We start from the raw sequence: 15,294 nt of genomic DNA, 5'->3' as shown, positions 1-15,294 counted from the left end.
ATATATGAAAAGTAAAAAGTTAACCAATGTATTAACGCTTGGATTTGCGTTGTTTGCGATGTTTTTTGGCGCAGGAAATCTTCTTTTACCTCCTTTGATTGGATTAGAAGTGGGCTCAAGTTATTTCGTCGCGATGATTGCATTTGGGTTAACTGGTATTTTATTGCCATTTACTGGTATTTTATCTGTTGTTTTTTCGGGTGATAATTTTAATGATTTAGGGCATCGTGTGAACAAACATTTGGCGGCTATTTTAGGTACAATTATTATGATTTGTATCGGACCGTTAATTGCGATTCCTCGTACTGCCGCAACAACATTCGAAGTGGGATTAAAACCATTTTTTCCATCATTAGATCCGATGTGGGGATCGTTACTATTTTTTGCAGTAACACTTATTTTAGCGATTCGTCCCTCAAAAGTGGTAGACGTTATTGGAAATTATTTAACACCAGTATTATTGATTTTATTGACCTTATTAATAGTCATTGGAATTATATACCCAACCGCTGATTTCTTACCTTCAGACTTAACGATGATGCAATCTTTTTCGAAAGGTTTTATAGAAGGTTATCAAACATTAGACGTTTTGGCTTCTGTTATTTTTGCTGGAATTATTATTTCAGCAGCACGAGATAAAGGGTATACTGATACAAAAAGTAAATCTCAAATTGTAATTATATCAGGTTTATTGTCTACAACTTGTTTGTTATTTGTATATGGTGGATTGATTTATTTAGGTGCAACTTCAGGTATTACAAATCCAAAAATTCTTCGTCCTGAATTATTAATTGAAATTTCTCGAAATACATTAGGTCAATATGGAGTAATTGCAATTGCGTTATGTATGGCATTTGCTTGTCTTACCACAGCAATCGCATTAACATCTGCGGTAGGTACATTTTTCGGACGTTTAACAAACGGAAAAGTAAGTTATACCGTTTTAGTGGTTTTATGTACAGTAATTTCGTTTGGTTTATCGATAAAAGGAGTAGACGAAATTATTAATTATGCAATTAAACCATTAGCATTTGTCTATCCAATTACGATTACTTTAGTTGTTTATATTGTGTTGTTTGGCAAAGTTGTAAAAAGTAAAACGCCTTTCATTTGTGCAATAATTGCATCTACAGTAATTGCAGTTTTAGGTTTATTGAAATTATTAGGATATTTTGATGAAGATACAATTACAACTCTAAATAAAATTCCATTTTTCGAATATGATTTAGGTTGGATTGCTCCATCGATTATTGGATTTGGATTTGGTTTATTGATTGATAGATTAAGAAAATAAAAAAATCCTCGGAAGAATTTTCCGAGGATTTTAACCAATCAAAACTACTATAAAAACACTAATTGAATAATGATAATGTCTATCTTTTATTCTTTTACAAATTTCTTAAAGTTTTGACTTTAAATCTATTATTCTTAAATGATTTCTTTTATGTCTAGATAGAATTAATTTATAACTATTTATTTATGATGGTTATAGAGAATTTCAATCACATGATTTAAGATAAGTTTATGAATTTTTCGTATTTTGAAAAATCAAAAAAATAATCCAAAAAAATGATCGAAAATTGTTCGCGTTGTAACGAAACAATGGAGTGTAAGGTAGATGATATTTCGAATTGTGCTTGTACTACAATTGTTATAAAAGATGAAATAAAAGAGTTTTTGAAGAAAACGCATTACAAATGTTTGTGTAATTCTTGTATAGAAAAACTGAATTATTTTGTAGAATTAGATCAAGAATATCCACATCCAACAATGCCTTCGGAGTTTGTTCCTCATATACATTATTATATCGAAAATGGGTATTGGGTTTTTACAGAATTTTTCCATTATCAGAAAGGAAAATGTTGCCAAAATGGTTGCAGACATTGTGCTTATGGTTATAAGAAATAAAAAATGGTTCAACTTACATTGAACCACTAACCAACCTAAAAATACTATAAAAAAACTCTATTTGATTAAGGATATTCTTCTTCAGAAAATCAACTTCATTATCCTTAACAACTATGAATAAATTATTTATGGTACAAAGGTAGGTAGATTTCTTAATTTGATAAATAAATTTATATTTATTTTTTTATACTCAAATAGATAGAATTTATATTAATGTTAAGAAAATATTAAATTTACCTATTTATGAATATTTGCTAAAAAATCAATACTACATTTCCGAATGTTGTAATTCTAAGAAAAATATTGCATTATTTTTTTTGAAATTTTTTCAGCAGTTGTTTTATCTCCAGTTTCTTCCAAAGTTGTTACATAATCGTCTAAGAAACTTTTGATTTCTTGTTGATTAGAACCTTCAAAATTAGCTAAATAATCTTCGAAATCGATATTTCCTAAAACACGATAAAAGTAAGTTTTGGCTTCATCATATTTTTTCATGCTCACTAACAAAGGTGCAATACTATGACTAATATAAAACTCGTTTACAGCAGCTTGTTCAGTATTTTCTTCTTTTTTGAAATGTGCAGAATTTAAGTAACTATTATAAGCTTCCACAGCTTTTTCATTTTCACCTAAAACCTCATAACAACGTGCTTTGAAGAATTTAATTTCGTAAAATTCGTCTTCATTCAGTTTATTGAAAAATGTAATACTGTCTTTGGGATTTGAATAAAATTTTCGGTATCCAATAATAAAATCTTCTACAAATTCTGTATCCGTTTGTTCTATCGCGAAATTCAATAAGTTTTGAGATTGTTCTTCTGTTAATTGTCCAATAAAAGCTTCCCAATAATTCACCAAAGTATTGAAATCATACGCCAAATCTTCCACAAAAATTTGTGCAGCAATTCGTAGAAATTTATCACCCAATTGATCGATTATTTCATGGTCTTCATCAGAAAAATCAGTTGAATTATACAATAGATTTTCGATAATTTCTGACGCCTTATCTTCTGAATAATCATTATTTAATTGTTTCAAAGCATTGCTAACATTGAATTCCATTTGTGTAAATTTTAAATTAAAAATCAACACAAAGGTAACTGATTTACTGCAAAAAAAGCTTGAGAATTTCAAAAGTTAATCGTCAATTCTAATGAGAATTTAATGAATAGTTTTTTTGAGAAAGTAGAATTTTAGTTATCTTGTGGTAGTTTTTATTAGTTTATTTAAAATAAACGTTTTATGTTACGAATGTATTCGATAGTACTAATTATATGTGGTTTTTGTTTTACAAAAGCTCAAAATTTGAATGTTGGCGCTCAGTTTCCGATTAATAAAATTGAAAATATCAATCAATCTTCAAACTTTAAAATTATTGTATTTACGCCAAGTTTATACAAAACGAATCCGTATGCGAGCATGATGACAACTTCGCTGAACTATTATTTTGTGAAGAATTTGGCATTTTCGTCTCAAAATCCACTAAAAATTGATGTGATTTATATTGTAAATGAAGATAATAAATGGAGTAAAGAACCGCAGCAAACGTTTGTTTTTAATGAAACAACCAATCAAAATAAGTTGGATGGAACGAAGGTAATTTATGATGAAGTTGGAAAAATTTATAATGCAATTGGGTTGAAACCTTTTAAGCAAAATTCAATTTCGAGTATGATTCCAACGTCAAATTCTAACAATGTTTTAGTAGAAAGTTCGATTCTTTTTCTAGTGGATCAAAACAATAAAATTTTGATGCGAGATAATGATTATCGTGCGCAAGGCGAACATCTGAAACCTTTGGAAAGATTGATTAAAAGAACGTTTAAAATCGATAACATAGAAGTAAATATCACAGAAAATAAAACCTTGAAGGTTGGTGATAAAGCACCAGATTTTATTTTGAATGGACCGAATTATAAGACTAATTCGACAGATAAATTTTTGGATGATAAATCAACTTTTAAAGTTTTAACGTTTTATCCTGCGGCGTTTAGTGGACAAATTTTACCAGATTTTACGTCAATTGATACGAAAGCAGCAATGACTTGTGCTGCTCAAATTCAATTAATCGATCATAATCCATTGTTACAAAATGTAAAAAGTTACGCAGTTTCTAGTTCTACAAATCCGTTGTTAGAATTATGGAAATCAGCTTTGCGAACAAATAATATTACGTATTTGAATGATGAGAATTATGCAATTTCGTTGATGTATAATTCTTATAATCGTTTAGGTTACAATAATAGAGCAACTTATGTGATTGATAAAAATGGAATTATTGTGTATGCAAATCAAGATTTGACGTTTGAAGATGAAGCAAAATTTCCAACTATTTTAGAAAAAATCATTCTGAATAGTAAATAAATTATGAATCAAATTGTGTAATATCTTCAAATTTAGCCTCAATCAAATTTTTTAAATCTTCGGGATTTAGAATAATTTGTAAACCTCTTTTTCCTGCACTGATACAAATCTGATCTTGTAAAACAGCCAGTTCTTCTATGTAAGTAGGAAATTGCTTTTTCATTCCGATAGGTGAGCAACCGCCACGAATATAACCTGTAACATTGAGTAAATCTTTCAACGGAAGCATTTCGCAGTTTTTATTACCAGAAATTTTCGCAAATTTTTTCATATTAAGATGTGTGTTCGCAGGAATTACGGCAACTAAAAATGGTTCTATATTTCCTTTCAAAACCAAAGTTTTATAAATTCCTTCCGGATTTACGTTCAATGAATTTGCAACATGCAAAGCATCAATATGTTCTTCATCAACTTCATATTCGCGCAATTCGTACGAAATATTGTGTGTGTTTAAAATTCGTACTGCATTTGTTTTAGCAGTTTTATTGCTCATTCTATAATAATTTACACAAAGTTATTACGAAAAACTTTTATAAAGGATTTTTCTATAGAATTATTGACTAGGATAATTTTTTGGACGAAAATTTCTATTCTCAAAACTATTCTTACCTTTGCATAACGAATGAAGTTTTTGCAACACATATTACGTTTACCATTTTTTAGCACTTATTATCGTACAATATTTGCTCGGGTAGACTATGTGTATACTTCGTATTAATTTTGTATGTCAAAAATTTAATCATAATCTACAAGCCCGAGCAGTTTTGCTCGGGCTTTTTTTATTTAAAAAAAATCATGGAAAATTTAAAAAGTTTAAAGGAAAATGTAGCTATTTTTTTACCAGAAAATGGATTAGAAGAAAAATTAAAATTAGCTGAAAAAGAAAATAGACCATTACGAATCAAATTAGGTTTTGATCCTACCGCACCAGATTTACATCTTGGTCACGCCGTTGTATTGAAGAAATTGAAAGAATTTCAAGATTTGGGACATCAAATAGTTATTTTGGTTGGGAGTTTTACAGCTCAGATTGGAGATCCAACAGGAAAAAATAAAAGTCGTCAACCGCTGAATGCAAAACAAGTTCAGAACAATGCGGAAACCTACATTAATCAATTGTCAAAAATTATTGATGTGGATAAGGCTGAAATTGTGTTTAATTCAGACTGGTTAGATCATTTACCTTTTACGGATGTTATTAAGTTGTTGTCAAAAGTTACGGTTGCACAACTGATGCATCGAAATGATTTTAATAAACGCTTCACCGAAAATACGCCGATTGCAATGCATGAGTTGGTTTACCCGATTTTACAAGCATACGATACTGTTCAGATAAGTGCTGATATCGAAATGGGAGGAACGGATCAATTATTTAATTGTACAATGGGACGACAATTGCAAGAAAGCAATGGAGAAGTTGCTCAGATTGTAATGTGTATGCCACTTTTGAGAGGAACCGATGGAAAAGAAAAGATGAGTAAATCGTTGAATAATATTATTGGTTTGACGGACGAACCAAATGAAATGTTTGGGAAAACGATGTCTATTCCAGATGATTTATTAGAAGAATATATTGCGTTGGCAACGGATTTTTCTATTGAAGAAAAAATGAATTTGAATGAGCGATTAAAAACAGATAATCCAATGTTAATTAAGAAATTAGTTGCAAAAAATATTATTATTCAATACCATTCTGTAAATGAAGCTGAACAAGCAGAAGAATTTTTTAACAATCAATTTCAGAAAAGAAATGATGAAAATAGAGTTTTCGAAGTTGTTAAAATTAGTTCTTTAAACTTTGAGAATGATAAAATCACATTATTAGATGTTTGTCATCAATTAAAGAAAGATTTGTCGAGAAATGCAATCAGACGTTTGATAGAAAGCGGTGCAGTACAAATTAATGGAGAGAAAAACATGGATGCTTTTGGTGATTTTTTATTAAAAACCGAAAATAAAATTAAAATAGGAAAAAGAGATTTCTTCGAGTTGAAGTAGATAATAAAATGAAAAAAAGCCTCTTAAATAGAGGCTTTTCATTATAATTCTTTTTTCATTTCGTATTGTTTGTCGTACAATTCTAATCCCATCGATTGAATAAAATCATTTGTAGAGATTTCTCTTTCGTCAACATTAATCATTTTAATCTCTTTATTTTTCAAATCGCTGAAAAGGATGGAAGCTAAATAACGATTTCTATAATCGTGATGAACACCAAATTGATAAATACGTGTATTATTTTTGTTGATAATTTTGTAAGCAACTAAAATTCCATCTTCATAAATTCCATTTATTTGACAATCTTCGATGATATTTTTTACACTTTGAATATCATTTTTCCAAGTAGGTTTTATATCCCAAAAGTTTTCACTTGTAATCAAATCTAAATCACTAAATTCTATAATTTCATGTAATGGATTTACGACCAAAATAGGAATTCCTTTATAACTATTTAAAGTTCTTGTTTTTTCAAAACCACAAGCTTCATAAGCGTTAATAGCAAAATCATTTTTAGTATTTACCTCTAAAAATATATTTTTCACTTGTTGTTCTTTCAATTTTGGAAAACTAAAATCTAACATTTGTTGTGTGATTTTTTTTCCACGATGTTCAGGACAAACGCCCGTTCCACCAATATAAGCTGTTTTTACTTCGTTATAATTTCTAATTCCATAAAGTAAAAAGCCAACTAATTTTCCATCAATACTAGCACCTACAGAATAATCTAGATTGATATCTTCCATTTTTAATTTTCCCTGAAATTGTTCAGTTGAAAGATTGATAGAAACGTAATAATTTTGATAAGAAAGATTATATAAGGCTGATAATTCTTCCAAATCAACATGATTTAATGAGTGTATTTCAATGTTTGTTTGCATAGCTGTAATTTGCAAAGCAAAAATAGCCCCAACATTTAAGTTTTTTCTAAAAAAAATCTTAAAAAATTAGTAAAGATTGAATTTTATTTGAACTATGTAATCCGAATTTGATAAAAATATAATTTATTTAATAATATTGACTGAATAATTATACATAAATTTTAAAAATAGTGTAGAGGATGGTAAATAGAATTAAAAAAACTTCTTTTTTTTATGATTTAACATAAGCTTATTATTGATTATGCTGAAGAAAATTCTGTAATCAATAAATTTGCATACATTTTTAAAACTAAAACTACGAGAGAAGTCTAACTTTCTCCTCATTTGTTGAAACAATTATTCTTCTCTCGATTTTTTTTGAAAAATACTCCTCGAAGAATTCAAGTAAAGTGTATTTGTTACACTAATTAAAATACCAAATTCTCAAAATTTCTTTCCAAAACTTATTTCAAAATATCTATTTCTCAAAAAATATTTAAACATATGATGAATTTAATAAAGCTTTGAAAAATTATTTAAAAATGATTAACGAACATTTGTTAGTTTTTTTCTTTTGATTATTTTAGTCGTTCAAATTATCACAAAAAAAATGAGTAAAAATTTAACAAAATTGGCTTGTCTAGCTATATTTTGCAGCTATAGCTATGTCTCTGCTCAACAGAAAACGACAGATAGTGTGGTTGTAGAAAAAGTAGAATTAATACAACCAAGAGAAAACAAAGACAAAGTTGATGTGCAGTTTTATGGATTTATCAGGAATGATATTTTTATGGATACGCGTCAAATGATTGGAGCAGGAGAGGCTTTGGTTCCGCTTTATCCAAAAGATCGTTTATCGGATGTAAACGGTGCTGATATCAATGCAGCTTCGAAATTTCACATGTTGTCAATCGTCTCGAGAGCTGGCGTTAATTTGAAAGGTCCAGAATTACTTGGGGCTAAAACTTCTGGTATTTTAGAAGGAGATTTTTTTGGAGCAACAGAAGGAGGAATCAACGAGTTTCGTTTGCGTCATGCATATGTGATGTTGGATTGGGAGAAAACGCAATTAGGGTTTGGACAATATTGGCATCCTTTTGTAGTTTTAGAAGCTTTACCAAATGTTGCAAATTATGGAACTGGTGCGCCTGTTTATGCTTTGAATCGTAATCCTCAAGTTCGTTTAACGCATAAATTCACAGACAAATTTAAAGTTATTGCTGCTTTACATTCTCAACGAGATTTTACTCCAAATACAGAGCCCTTTCGAAATAGTGGAATGCCAGCAGCTCATCTTCAATTTCAATATAAATCACAAGTTTTTACTGCCGGAATTGGTGCGCAATATGAAAATTTGAAGCCAAAATTATCTTCAGGAAATCCTCCTATTAAGTCTAATGAACGAGTTGAAAATGTTTCGTTTATGGCTTATTCTAAGTTAAATACAAAACCTTTACAAGTAACTGTCGCTGGGTATTTGATGCAAGATGCGTCGTCTTTTGTACAACTTGGTGGAATTGTAGGATACCAAACAAGTCCGACAGCTGTTGAAACATATAAACCAATGAATACGCATAGTATGTGGATTGATTTGCAACAAAACTCAACAGGTAAATTTTCGTTCGGATTATTTGCAGGTTATGTTAGAAATAACGGTGTGAAAAATCCTGTAGAAGGAGCAATTGCATCAACATCTTATGGTGTAACGACAAATTGGGGCGCAATTTCGGCAACTCCAGGTACACGCACTGTAAATTATTTGTACAAAGTAGTTCCTCGTTTAGATCTTACCTTAAGCAAAGCCTTAAAATTTAGATTAGAATATGATCGAAGCACAGCGCAATGGGCAGATGCGACGATAAAAGGTACGGGAACCGAAAATAAATATTTAGCAAATAACAATAGATTTCAACTGACAACATTATTTAACTTCTAATATTACACAAAAAACATGAGTACAAATACTTTAGATACTTCGTAAACAGTAGCGAAGAAGGATAATATTTTCCAAATTATTTTAGCATCATCTGTCGGAACCTTAATCGAATGGTACGATATGTTCTTGGCAATCATCTTGGCTAGTGTATTATCGACACAATTATTTCCTAACGATGGTTCGTCACATTTCTTAGAAACACTTGCCGTAGTGGTTTCATCATTTATGTTCCGTCCGATTGGATCATTAATTTTTGGAAGTATTGGGGATCGTATTGGTAGAAAATATTCATTCTTAGTTTCTTTAATTATGATGGGAGCAGCAACATTCTTGATTGGTTGTATTCCAACTTTTGATAGTGTAGGTTGGTTTGCTCCTGTTTTATTATTGTTTTGCCGCATTATGCAAGGACTTGCAATTAGTGGAGAATATGCAGGTGCGGTAATTTATGTCGCAGAACATGCGCCAGCAGAGAAGCGAGGATTTTATACAGGATTTATTCAAGCAACTGTTCCAATTGGATTATTATTATGTTTATCAGTTGTTTTCTTAACACAATCATTTTTATCAGAAGAGGCTTTTGCAAGTTTCGGATGGAGAATTCCATTTTTATTTAGTGGAATATTAGTGATTTTGAGTTACTTTATTCGTCAACGTTTACATGAAAGTCCAATTTTCGAACAATTAAAAAAAGAAGGAAAAACGTCTAAAACACCAATTAAAGATGCTTTTACAACGCCAGGAAATGTAAAATTGATGTTGAAAGCAATTTTTGGAGGAAATGCTGCTCAAAGTACAATTATGCAAACAACATTATTCGTAACTCTTTTCTTTTTACAAAGAGCGGTTAATTTACCTTACGAAACAGTTTTAATTGTTGTTTTATGTTCTACATTATTTAGTTCATTTTTCTATCAATGGTTTGGAGCATTAAGTGATAAAATCGGGCGTAAACCTGTTATGTTAGGAGGAATGATTTGTAGTTTTATCTTAATTCCATTATCATTTTTCTTGTACATGAAATTAGGAAATCCAGAAGGATTGAAAGAAGTTCATGATATTTCGAATTTAACGCTTGTCGGAATTGTTATTGTAAGTTTAATTACTTCAATTGCTGGTGCAGCAACTTACGGACCGCTTGGTGCATTTATGTTAGAAATTTTCCCAACTAAAATTCGTTACACAAGTATGGGATTTGCTCAAAATATGGGGAATGGATTTATTGGTGGAGCAACGACTTTTGTAACGGAATTAATCAAAAGTACGATTATCGTTTCGGCTGCTATGTCACCATATATAGGATTAGCTTATCCATTGATATTAATCTTTATTGCGATTTTAGTGAATTACTTTACAATTCCAGAAACGTACAAAACAGATTTAACAGAAGATAATTAAATCAATATTAGATAAAATGTAAAAATCCTTCAAGTATTCTTGAAGGATTTTTTTTGAAGAATTAATTAAATTTCAAGGCGTAAAAAAAATCCACTCAAACGAGTGGATTTTTTATTGTATCAGAAATATTATTTTTTCTTTTTTGTATCAACTGCTCCTGATAATTCAGATCCAGCTTTAAATTTAGCTACTGTTTTAGCAGCAATTTTAATTTCTTTTTTAGTTTGTGGGTTGATACCTGTTCTTGCAGCTCTCTCAGATGTTGAGAAAGTACCGAATCCTACTAAAGCAACTTTGTCTCCTTTTGCTAAAGCTTTAGTTACATTTTCTGTAAATGAGTTTAAGGCTTTTTTAGCAGCTTCTTTAGAAATTCCAGCGTCAGCTGCAATTGCATCGATAAGTTCTGATTTGTTCATAGTTGTAACTTTTTAAATTAATTTATACACAAATATACTCTTTCCCTTTATTTGTGCAAGTTTCAACGCAATAAATTTCAATAAAAATGCAAAATTTTATGAAATCGGTGTCAAAAATCAGTAAATAAGTACTTATTTTACGAATAAGGTATCCTCGTTTTGATGTCCATTGATGAAATCTTTGGCTGTCATACGGCGCTTTCCTTCGGGTTGAAGTTCTAAAATTTCGTAAACTCCTTGAGGTAGATTGATATAAAGGTTATTTTTTTGTAAAATTAATTGATAATCTTCTCCATCTACAACAATATCCGTTTTTAGACCAGCATATATTTTTAACGATTTGTAATTTTCGCCATTTCCAAAAGTTGTCCACGCACATGGATAAGGAGAAAGTCCTCTAATTTTGTTGTGAATAGCAGTAATTGAATCGTTCCAATCTATTTTACAATCTTCTTTAAAGATTTTTGGAGCATGTTTCAATTCTATTGTTTCGTCTTGTGGATGCGGTTTTAATGAATCATTTTCTAAACCATCCAACGTTTTCACAACTAATTTTGCACCGATATGCATCAATTCATCATGAATTTTTCCAACATTATCATTTTCTCCAATTTCTACTTTATCAGAAATTAAGATATTTCCAGTATCAATTTTTTCATCAATTAAGAAAGTTGTTACTCCAGTTTCTTGATCGCCATTCATCACAGCCCAATTGATAGGAGCTGCACCACGATATTGCGGAAGAAGTGATCCATGAAGATTAAAAGTTCCTTTCGACGGAATTGACCAAACAACTTGTGGCAACATACGAAAAGCTACAACAACAAAAACATCAGCATTCCAGCTTTTTAATGTTTCGATAAAAGCTTCGTCTCGTAATTTTTCTGGTTGAGCCAAAGGCAAATTATGTTCAACTGCATATTTTTTGACATCAGAAATATTCATTTTTTGTCCTCTACCAGACGGTTTATCTGGAACAGTAACAACTCCAACTATTTCGTGATGACTATTTGTATTGATTTCATTCAAAGATGTCGCCGCAAATTCGGGCGTACCCATAAAGACTACTCGCATTTTTATTCTATTAGTTTATAAGAATCGAATCCAATTGGTTGAACTCGCATTTCGTCTATCAAATATTGCAATTCTTCGACGATTTTATCTTTTGGCGAATTTATGAATTTTGAAAGAATTTCGGCTTGCGTTTTTGTACCTTCTTTCAAATATTCAATCAAATCAGATGAATTAAAGCTTTCATTTTGTTTTTTGGATTGACAAACATCACATTTACCACAATTTTGATCAGATTTTTGATTAAAATAGCCAAATAACAAACGTTCTCTACAAATAGTATTTTGTTCGGCATAATAAGCCATTGCTTGCAAACGTTTCCAATTATTCACTTGAATTGATTCGAAATCTTTCCATAATTTATTTTTAAACGCATTCGAATCGCGTGGAACAAGAAATCTAAATCGTGCTAAAAATCGATCTGAATAATCTATCGAACCATTTTTTGCATATTCGTGTAAGATATTTCTAATGTCGCCAATACTCATGTGCAATTCGAACGCCATTTTACTCTCAGAAATTTCTCTATTATAAGTATAAATTCCAGGATAATGACGTTGTAAATAATCAAAAATTCGGTTTTCATTCAAGTTAATCGAATGTGGTGAAGCCAAAATTTGAATGCTACTATTTTGTGAATAATTTTTTTGCTGAATGATTTCTTTCGTATTGAGAAATTCTAAAAATTGAAGAACCATTTTAAGATTTAAACCAAATTTTTCGGCAAATTTTGGAAGATCCAATTGATAATTCATTTCCGTTAATTCGCCTTCCGCTAATTGCAATTGACTAAACAAACAATTCCCAATTTTGATAAAATCTTGTTGCGAAGGTAAATTCGCTTTGAAAATATTTTCTGCTTGAATTCGATCATCAGGATTGTACAAATAAATTCCATGCGATTCCTGTTCATCACGTCCAGCGCGCCCAACTTCTTGATAATACGCTTCTATTCCTTGCGGCAAATCGATATGAAAAACGGTACGAACATTTGGTTTGTCGATTCCCATTCCAAACGCATTTGTCGAAACCATAATTCTCGAATTACTCAACATCCAATCTTGCTGCTTTTGCTCTTTTTCGTCTTTTGTTAATTTGGCGTGAAAAAAATCGGAATCAAAACCATTTTGACTTAAAAAACTTGCAATTTCGTAGGTTAATTTTCGATTTCGAACAAAAATAATACTCGAACCAGGATATTTTTTTAAATAATAAATCAAATCATTTTTCTTGTCAGCAGAAAGGAAAACATTGTACGAAAGGTTTTCTCTTTTTAAAGAAGATTTGAAAACTTCAGGATTATTTAGCTCTAATTTTTCAACAATTTCTTGCTGAATTTTCTCTGTCGCTGTTGCAGTCAAAGCTAAGATTGGAACTTTAGGAAGAATAGTTTTTAATCTTGAAATTCGATGATATGCAGGTCGAAAATCATGTCCCCATTCAGAAACGCAATGTGCTTCGTCAACAGCTAGCAAACTAATATTGATTTGTTTCAATCGCTCGACAAAAATTCTACTTTGCAAACGCTCTGGCGAAACATATAATAATTTGATTTTGTTGTTTTGACAATCGTCCAAAATTTTTCCAATCGTATTTTGGTCAATTTCATTGGTAATATATGCCGTCAAAATTCCTTTGGATTGTAAATTCTGAACTTGATCTTTCATCAACGCAATAAGCGGCGAAATGACCAATGTTAATCCATCAAAAATAATCGCAGGAACTTGATAACAGATAGATTTTCCGCCACCAGTCGGCAAAATTGCTAATGTATCTTTCCCTTCCAAAACACTTGCGATGATTTCCTCTTGCGGCGTTTTGAAAGAAGAATAATTCCAATACTTAAAAAGAATTTCTTTTGGTGTCAAATTACAAAGCTTTGTTGTAAATTTAAGTAAAATAGTGTTATTCTTCAAAAATTATATATTTAAAACCTATGAAGTCAAAAAATCTAATTTTATTTATATTGTTGATGGTTTCATCATTGATTTTTGCACAAGAAAAAATTAATAATATTGAACTTTCTATTGGAAATTCAAAAGATTTTTTTGAGAATGTTTATGTAAAAGACCTTGAATCTCAACAAAGAAAAATGCTTAAAGATGGATTTTATATTCTTGAAAATTCTTTTCAGAAAGGAAAATTTGAAATAAAAAATGAATTAATTAATGGAGATATTGTTTTGTATGAAGGAGAAAGTTATAGAAAAGAGTATGCGATTCAGAATTCTAAAATTATAACATTAAAAATATATCATAATGATTTGTTAGAAACTGATACATTTAGAGCAAATGATAAATTAAATTTCAAGAGTTATAATGATCAAAATAGACTTACCAATGAAGGTTTTGTTTCTTTGAATCGCCAAGCGCATTATAAAAAAGGAATTACAAAATCGTATTATAAAAGTGGAGTATTAGCTTCTGTGGAGAATTCAATTTTAGGAATAAATACGATATACTATGAAAATGGAAGTTTATGGTAAAAGTTATGAGAAATATAATGAAGATGGAACTTTAGAAACAAAACAATATAGGAAAGAAGGTGTTTTTTATATTGAGAATTATTACAAAGGAAAACTATCGTCTAAACAATATGAAACGAAAGATAAGGAAGAGATAACGCTTGTTTATGATCATGATAAGTTTATAAGAAAAGAAGTAATTAAGAATATTGATGGCGAAAAATATCTTTATAAATATTCGCCAAATGGAGAATTTATTGAAAAAGAGAAATATTATGCACCAGGAAAAGTAATTTCACCTTAGTCGATTATACCTTTTCTATATTTTACAAAAAGTGAAATTTCGTTTACTAATAAAACAATATTAAATCCTAAAAATAAAAGAATCTCCGAACTCATATTGAAGTAAGCTACTCGATCTTGCAAAATCATAAAAGGAACTGCAATTGCGGCTGATAAAAAAATACTGAAAAAAGCAGATTGAATAAGTGTTGCAATGCGAATCATATTTCGTTTTGCTACTTGTGATGGATTAATTATCAGAATAATGGAATTGAAAAAGATAAATGCAATAATTCCTCTATTTATCGATAGAAATGATGATGAATCAAATGATTGAAAGATTGATTTTAAGCTGAAATAAATTCCTTTATCGTAACAAAATTTACAGAAAATAAAGAATGAAATTAGCGTAATGCTTATCGTAATTGCCTTATTAATTCTGCTTTCTTTGGATGTTGCAACTAATCTTTTTCCAGTGAAAATGGAAGGGATATAGTTTTTGTTTCCGTCTAAATAATTGTACAACAAAATAATAATGGAAAATCCTGTAAATATAAAAAGTGATAATAGTTGTAAAGGTAGTATCTTACTAACTGT

The 15,294-nt window shown here is 30.0% G+C and carries 15 protein-coding genes; 8 read left to right on the top strand and 7 right to left on the bottom strand.

Translation table 11 applies throughout. The annotated features are described in order from the left end of the window. Positions 1 to 4 precede the first annotated feature (4 nt). Complete coding sequence (gene brnQ, locus B3J26_RS00740; RefSeq protein WP_291072697.1) at positions 5 to 1,294, top strand: branched-chain amino acid transport system II carrier protein; 1,290 nt, start codon at positions 5 to 7, stop codon at positions 1,292 to 1,294. Positions 1,295 to 1,569: 275 nt separating this feature from the next. Next, on the top strand, positions 1,570 to 1,908 hold the full coding sequence (locus tag B3J26_RS00735) for a cysteine-rich CWC family protein (RefSeq protein WP_038331257.1): 339 nt from the start codon (positions 1,570 to 1,572) through the stop codon (positions 1,906 to 1,908). Between the two features lie 291 nt (positions 1,909 to 2,199). On the opposite strand, the gene B3J26_RS00730 is transcribed toward B3J26_RS00735, so the two are convergent. Further along, complete coding sequence (locus B3J26_RS00730; RefSeq protein ID WP_291061623.1) at positions 2,200 to 2,970, bottom strand: hypothetical protein; 771 nt, start codon at positions 2,968 to 2,970, stop codon at positions 2,200 to 2,202. A gap of 189 nt (positions 2,971 to 3,159) precedes the next feature. On the opposite strand from B3J26_RS00730, the gene B3J26_RS00725 reads away from it, so the two are divergent. Beyond that, positions 3,160 to 4,272 carry a redoxin family protein gene (locus B3J26_RS00725; protein WP_291072695.1) on the top strand — a complete coding sequence of 371 codons (1,113 nt, stop codon included), beginning with the start codon at positions 3,160 to 3,162 and terminating at the stop codon, positions 4,270 to 4,272. Position 4,273: 1 nt separating this feature from the next. Here the strand turns inward: B3J26_RS00725 and ybaK are convergent, their stop codons facing one another. After that, entirely contained in the window at positions 4,274 to 4,765 is a 492-nt protein-coding gene (gene ybaK, locus B3J26_RS00720) for a Cys-tRNA(Pro) deacylase (protein WP_291061627.1), read from the bottom strand. Positions 4,766 to 5,067: 302 nt separating this feature from the next. On the opposite strand from ybaK, the gene tyrS reads away from it, so the two are divergent. Then, entirely contained in the window at positions 5,068 to 6,270 is a 1,203-nt protein-coding gene (gene tyrS, locus B3J26_RS00715; RefSeq protein WP_291061629.1) for a tyrosine--tRNA ligase, read from the top strand. A gap of 41 nt (positions 6,271 to 6,311) precedes the next feature. On the opposite strand, the gene B3J26_RS00710 is transcribed toward tyrS, so the two are convergent. Further along, positions 6,312 to 7,151: a GNAT family N-acetyltransferase gene (locus B3J26_RS00710; protein ID WP_291072693.1), complete on the bottom strand. Its 840-nt coding sequence runs from the start codon at positions 7,149 to 7,151 to the stop codon at positions 6,312 to 6,314. A 589-nt stretch (positions 7,152 to 7,740) separates the two neighbouring features. On the opposite strand from B3J26_RS00710, the gene B3J26_RS00705 reads away from it, so the two are divergent. Next, positions 7,741 to 9,066 carry a DcaP family trimeric outer membrane transporter gene (locus tag B3J26_RS00705; protein ID WP_291072692.1) on the top strand — a complete coding sequence of 442 codons (1,326 nt, stop codon included), beginning with the start codon at positions 7,741 to 7,743 and terminating at the stop codon, positions 9,064 to 9,066. Positions 9,067 to 9,132: 66 nt separating this feature from the next. Beyond that, positions 9,133 to 10,464: an MFS transporter gene (locus tag B3J26_RS00700; RefSeq protein WP_291072773.1), complete on the top strand. Its 1,332-nt coding sequence runs from the start codon at positions 9,133 to 9,135 to the stop codon at positions 10,462 to 10,464. 128 nt (positions 10,465 to 10,592) lie between these two features. Here the strand turns inward: B3J26_RS00700 and B3J26_RS00695 are convergent, their stop codons facing one another. The 3 genes from B3J26_RS00695 to B3J26_RS00685 form a co-directional block, all read right to left on the bottom strand. Next, positions 10,593 to 10,880 carry an HU family DNA-binding protein gene (locus tag B3J26_RS00695; protein ID WP_019975917.1) on the bottom strand — a complete coding sequence of 96 codons (288 nt, stop codon included), beginning with the start codon at positions 10,878 to 10,880 and terminating at the stop codon, positions 10,593 to 10,595. A gap of 132 nt (positions 10,881 to 11,012) precedes the next feature. After that, positions 11,013 to 11,954 (bottom strand): methionyl-tRNA formyltransferase, encoded by a 942-nt coding sequence (gene fmt, locus B3J26_RS00690; RefSeq protein ID WP_260392459.1) that lies wholly within the window; start codon positions 11,952 to 11,954, stop codon positions 11,013 to 11,015. Between the two features lie 2 nt (positions 11,955 to 11,956). Continuing rightward, on the bottom strand, positions 11,957 to 13,819 hold the full coding sequence (locus tag B3J26_RS00685) for a RecQ family ATP-dependent DNA helicase (protein ID WP_291072688.1): 1,863 nt from the start codon (positions 13,817 to 13,819) through the stop codon (positions 11,957 to 11,959). A gap of 68 nt (positions 13,820 to 13,887) precedes the next feature. On the opposite strand from B3J26_RS00685, the gene B3J26_RS00680 reads away from it, so the two are divergent. Further along, the gene (locus B3J26_RS00680) at positions 13,888 to 14,436 is read left to right on the top strand and encodes a hypothetical protein (RefSeq protein WP_291072687.1); all 549 of its coding nucleotides are present in this window, start codon (positions 13,888 to 13,890) and stop codon (positions 14,434 to 14,436) included. Beyond that, positions 14,414 to 14,719, top strand: a complete 306-nt coding sequence (locus B3J26_RS00675) for a hypothetical protein (protein ID WP_291048935.1) — start codon at positions 14,414 to 14,416, stop codon at positions 14,717 to 14,719. The genes B3J26_RS00680 and B3J26_RS00675 overlap by 23 nt, the downstream gene beginning before the upstream one ends. On the opposite strand, the gene B3J26_RS00670 is transcribed toward B3J26_RS00675, so the two are convergent. Continuing rightward, positions 14,716 to 15,294: hypothetical protein (locus tag B3J26_RS00670; RefSeq protein ID WP_291072686.1), on the bottom strand; the 579-nt coding region annotated here is incomplete at its 5' end. The two genes, B3J26_RS00675 and B3J26_RS00670, sit on opposite strands and share 4 nt — an antisense overlap.

Origin of the sequence: Empedobacter sp. UBA5987, assembly GCF_002429865.1 — a bacterium.
Classification (GTDB): domain Bacteria; phylum Bacteroidota; class Bacteroidia; order Flavobacteriales; family Weeksellaceae; genus Empedobacter; species Empedobacter falsenii_B.
This window is presented reverse-complemented; position numbering and strand designations above follow the sequence as displayed.

Coding starts and splice junctions, on each gene's coding strand:
- brnQ (WP_291072697.1), top strand. CDS start 5: ATGAAAAGTAAAAAGTTAACCAATGTATTAACGCTTGGATTTGCGTTG.
- B3J26_RS00735 (WP_038331257.1), top strand. CDS start 1,570: ATGATCGAAAATTGTTCGCGTTGTAACGAAACAATGGAGTGTAAGGTA.
- B3J26_RS00730 (WP_291061623.1), bottom strand. CDS start 2,970: ATGGAATTCAATGTTAGCAATGCTTTGAAACAATTAAATAATGATTAT.
- B3J26_RS00725 (WP_291072695.1), top strand. CDS start 3,160: ATGTATTCGATAGTACTAATTATATGTGGTTTTTGTTTTACAAAAGCT.
- ybaK (WP_291061627.1), bottom strand. CDS start 4,765: ATGAGCAATAAAACTGCTAAAACAAATGCAGTACGAATTTTAAACACA.
- tyrS (WP_291061629.1), top strand. CDS start 5,068: ATGGAAAATTTAAAAAGTTTAAAGGAAAATGTAGCTATTTTTTTACCA.
- B3J26_RS00710 (WP_291072693.1), bottom strand. CDS start 7,151: ATGCAAACAAACATTGAAATACACTCATTAAATCATGTTGATTTGGAA.
- B3J26_RS00705 (WP_291072692.1), top strand. CDS start 7,741: ATGAGTAAAAATTTAACAAAATTGGCTTGTCTAGCTATATTTTGCAGC.
- B3J26_RS00695 (WP_019975917.1), bottom strand. CDS start 10,880: ATGAACAAATCAGAACTTATCGATGCAATTGCAGCTGACGCTGGAATT.
- fmt (WP_260392459.1), bottom strand. CDS start 11,954: ATGCGAGTAGTCTTTATGGGTACGCCCGAATTTGCGGCGACATCTTTG.
- B3J26_RS00680 (WP_291072687.1), top strand. CDS start 13,888: ATGAAGTCAAAAAATCTAATTTTATTTATATTGTTGATGGTTTCATCA.
- B3J26_RS00675 (WP_291048935.1), top strand. CDS start 14,414: ATGAAAATGGAAGTTTATGGTAAAAGTTATGAGAAATATAATGAAGAT.